The organism is Pararhodobacter sp., from assembly GCF_034676075.1.
In the GTDB taxonomy this organism is placed as follows: domain Bacteria; phylum Pseudomonadota; class Alphaproteobacteria; order Rhodobacterales; family Rhodobacteraceae; genus Pararhodobacter.
The window spans coordinates 1-4050 of sequence record NZ_JAUCCQ010000205.1 but is presented as its reverse complement, the minus strand read 5'-3'; the positions used below and the strand labels follow the sequence as shown (position 1 = coordinate 4050).

3 protein-coding genes are annotated in these 4050 nt (G+C 68.7%); 2 read left to right on the top strand and 1 reads right to left on the bottom strand.

What is annotated here, in order from left to right; all coding sequences use genetic code 11:
• The first annotated feature begins 238 nt into the window (after positions 1–238).
• Complete coding sequence (gene gatB / locus VDQ18_RS23125; protein ID WP_323023209.1) at positions 239–1753, top strand: Asp-tRNA(Asn)/Glu-tRNA(Gln) amidotransferase subunit GatB; 1515 nt, start codon at positions 239–241, stop codon at positions 1751–1753.
• A 108-nt stretch (positions 1754–1861) separates the two neighbouring features.
• Here gatB and VDQ18_RS23120 read toward each other — a convergent pair whose 3' ends face one another.
• Complete coding sequence (locus VDQ18_RS23120) at positions 1862–2422, bottom strand: TIGR00730 family Rossman fold protein (protein ID WP_323023208.1); 561 nt, start codon at positions 2420–2422, stop codon at positions 1862–1864.
• 107 nt (positions 2423–2529) lie between these two features.
• Here VDQ18_RS23120 and VDQ18_RS23115 point away from each other — a divergent pair.
• On the top strand, positions 2530–4050 hold a 1521-nt coding region (locus tag VDQ18_RS23115; protein WP_323023207.1), incomplete at its 3' end, for a hypothetical protein.

Here is a 4050-nt window from a genome sequence, read left to right as displayed (position 1 = left end):
GTGGCGGCGCAGGCTGCGAGCAGCGGCAGAAGAAACAGGGCGGAGCGCATCGGGGGAGCCAGGGTTGTTGACGATGTCGTTTTCCTGACTCCGTGCCGGAATTTGCGCAAGACGGAGTCTGGCGGCGGCGGCAGACATGCGCGGAAAGGCGCCGGGGCGGAAAAGCGCTTTTCCTTATCCTGCGGGCGTTCTAGAACCGCGGCCAAGAACCGCGGCCCCGCCGGATAAGGATTGTGACATGCTCGATCTCAGCTTTGACGCCCCCAAACCCAAGGTCATCGCCGGTGCCAAGGGCGATTGGGAACTGGTCATCGGCATGGAAATCCACGCCCAGATCTCGACCCAGGGCAAGCTCTTCTCGGGCGCCAGCACGACCTTCGGGGCCGAGCCGAATTCGAACGTGGCCTTCGTCGATGCGGCGATGCCGGGGATGCTGCCGGTGGTGAACGAATATTGCATCGAGCAGGCGGTGCGCACAGGCCTCGGCCTGAAGGCGGCGATCAACCTGTGGTCGGCCTTTGACCGGAAGAATTATTTCTACCCCGACAACCCGCAGGGCTATCAGATCAGCCAGCTTTACCATCCCATCGTCGGCGAGGGCGAGGTTATCGTCGAGATGGGCCCGGGCGTCGCCCGCGTGGTGCGGATCGAGCGGATCCATGTCGAGCAGGACGCCGGCAAGTCGATCCACGACATGGACCCCAACATGTCCTTCATCGACTTCAACCGCACCGGCGTGCCGCTGATGGAAATCGTCAGCCGTCCCGACATTCGCGGGCCGGAGGAGGCCGCCGCCTATGTCGCCAAGCTGCGCCAGATCCTGCGCTATCTCGGCACCTGCGACGGCAACATGCAGAACGGCAACCTGCGGGCCGATGTCAACGTCTCGGTCTGCAAGCCCGGTCAGTATGAGAAGTATCAGGCAACGCAGGATTTCTCGCATCTCGGCACCCGCTGCGAGATTAAGAACATGAACTCCATGCGCTTCATCCAGCAGGCCATCGACTACGAGGCCCGCCGCCAGATCGCCATCCTGGAAGACGGCGGCAAGGTCGATCAGGAGACCCGTCTCTACGACCCGGACAAGGGCGAGACCCGCTCCATGCGCTCGAAGGAAGAGGCGCAGGATTACCGCTATTTCCCCGATCCCGACCTGCTGCCGCTCGAGATCGAACAGGCCTGGGTCGATGGTATCGCCTCGGGCATGCCCGAACTGCCGGATGCCAAGAAATCGCGCTTCATGGCGGATTTCGGCCTGACCGATTACGACGCCTCGGTGCTGACCGCCGATGTCGAGAACGCCGATTTCTTTGAAGCGGTGGTGGCGGTGGGCGACGACGGCAAGCTGGCCGCCAACTGGGTGATCAACGAACTCTTCGGCCGGCTGAAGAAGGAAGGCCAGGAGATCGGCGAAAGCCCCGTCTCGCCCGCGCAACTGGGCGGGGTGATCCGGCTGATCAAATCGGGCGACATCTCGGGCAAGATCGCCAAGGACCTGTTCGAGATCCTCTGGACCGAGGGCGGCGACCCGGCCGAGATCGTGGACCAGCGCGGCATGAAGCAGGTGACCGACACCGGCGCCATTGAAAAGGCGGTGGACGAGATCATCGCCGCCAACCCGGCGCAGGTGGAAAAGGCCAAGGCCAATCCCAAGCTGGCGGGCTGGTTCGTCGGGCAGGTGATGAAGGCCACCGGCGGCAAGGCTAACCCGGCCGCGGTCAACGATCTGGTCGCGGCGAAGCTCGGCCTCTGACGGGACAGGGCGGCAGGGGCGCAGGCATGCCCCCGGCCGCCCCTTCTTTGCGCCTCAAATATCCCGGGGGTCCGGGGGCTGGCCCCCGGCTTTCCCGCCCAAGTGGCCTCAGCCCGGCAGCTGTGCGGCCAGCGCCACTTCCAGCATCGCCACGTCCGGCACCACGGTGACCAGATCGTGCAGGAAGGCAGGCGCGAAGCCCTGGGCGATGACATGGTCGATCAGCGCCAGCAGCGGCTGCCAGAAACCGTTCTGATCGACCAGCACGATGGGTTTGCGGTGGAGCCCGATCTGCGCCCAGGTCACCACCTCGAAGAATTCGTCCAGCGTCCCGGCGCCGCCCGGCAGCACGGCGATGGCGTGGGAATTGGCGAACATCACCTTCTTGCGCTCGTGCATCGTCTCGGTGATGACCAGAGCGTCGAGGCCCGCGCGCGCCACCTCGCCCTGCATCAGATGCGTCGGGATCACGCCGAAGGTGCGCCCGCCCGCCGCCTGGGTGGCCCGCGCCGTCTCGCCCATCAGCCCGATGTCGCCCGCGCCATAGACCAGCCGCCAGCCGCGCCGGGCCAGCATCTGCCCGGTGTCGCGGGCCAGCCCGACCATCGCCGGATCGCTGCCGGGACGCGAGCCACAGAAGACGCAGACCGAGGGGGGGAAGGCCGACATGGAGGGTCCTTTCGCAAGACCTTGGGGGATGAATATTGTTTTGCCCATAGATACGGGCGTTGGTACAAGGGAACAAGGGCAGAGGCCCACGGGGAGAATTAGGCAAGATGGCGCGAAACCTGGTCTGGATCCTGGGGGGCGGCACGATGGCCGCGGCGGCGGCCGTTGCGGTCTGGCTCGCAGCCGGGATGCAGGGGGACGGGGGGCTGCCCGCAGCCGGATCCGGCGCGCCGCTGGGCTCGGATCAGGCCCCCGCCAGCCCTCCCGTCGCCGCCAACACGCCCCAGCCCCCGGCCGCCGCGCCGGCCGAGCCGCCGCCGGTCCAGGAGCAGGCCGTCCAGGAACAACCCGCGCCGCCCCGTTTCGACGTGGTCCGCGTGGCCCGCGACGGCGAGGCCCTGGTCGCGGGCTCGGCCGCGCCCGGTTCGGCGGTGACGCTCAGGGTCGACGGCACCATGGTGGCCGAGGCGGCCGCCGATGGCTTCGGCCAGTTCGTGGCGATGTTCTCGCTGGGGTCGAGCGTCGATGTGCAGGTCATGACGCTGGAAATGGCCGATGCGGCGGGTCTTGTGACGATGGCCGAGGATACCGTCGTCCTGTCGCCGCGTCCCGAGCAGGTGGCGGCATTGGAGGTGCCCGAAACACCGGCGGCATCGGAAACCGTCGCGGCCGTGGCCGAGGCCCCTGAGACCTCGGGTCAGGAGGTCGCGGAGCAGCTGGCGGCGACTGAGGGCGACGCCCCCGTCGAGGTGGCGGCGGCAGAGCCCTCGTCCGAGGGCGCGGCGGGGATGCCCGGGGCGGACGCCAGCGAAGCGGTCACCTCGGCGGCGCCAGAGGCCACGCCGGTCGCGGCGGAAGCCTCCGGCGCTGACGCGGGCGCCCCGGACCTCGCCTCAGCCGCGGCGCCCGACATGCCGACCGCCTTCCTTTTGCGTGGTGACGGCGGGGTCGAGGTGCTCGATCAGGGCCCAAGCGTCATGGACAATGTGGTCATCGATTCGATCAGCTATTCCGAGGCGGGCGAGGTGCAGATCTCGGGCCGCGCCGCCGGAAGCGCGCCGACTGCGGATCTGCGGATCTATCTCGACAACCGGCCGATTGCCGTGGTGCAGGCCGAACACGGTGACTGGCGGCTGGATCTGCCCGCCATCGCGCCGGGCATCTACACGCTGCGCGTCGATCAGCTGAGCCCCGAGGGCGGCGTCGAATCGCGCTTCGAAACCCCGTTCCAGCGCGAGGCGCCCGAAGTGATCGCTGCGGCGCGGGCCCGGGCCGCCGGGGGCGAGGCGCCTGCCAGCGCGGCGGCGCCAGAAGTCTCGGCGGTCGAGGTTGAGCCGCCCGCACCCGAACCGGTGGGGCGGGAGGCCGCTACCTCCAGCGCCGCGGTGGAACCGGTGACGCCGCCCGGCGACGGCCCGTCGATCGCCGCAGTCCCGGAACCCGCCGCGCCTGAGGCGAGCGACAGCGAGACCGCGAGCAGCGCGACGGATCTGGCAGGCACCCCGGGGAATGCCGAGGGAACCGGCAACGGCGACGGCGGGTCGGTGCCACCGGCGAGCGGTGACGCTGACGCCGGGACGCTGGCAAGCGGTTCCGCGGCGGTCGCGGGAACCGGCAATGGTGCCGAT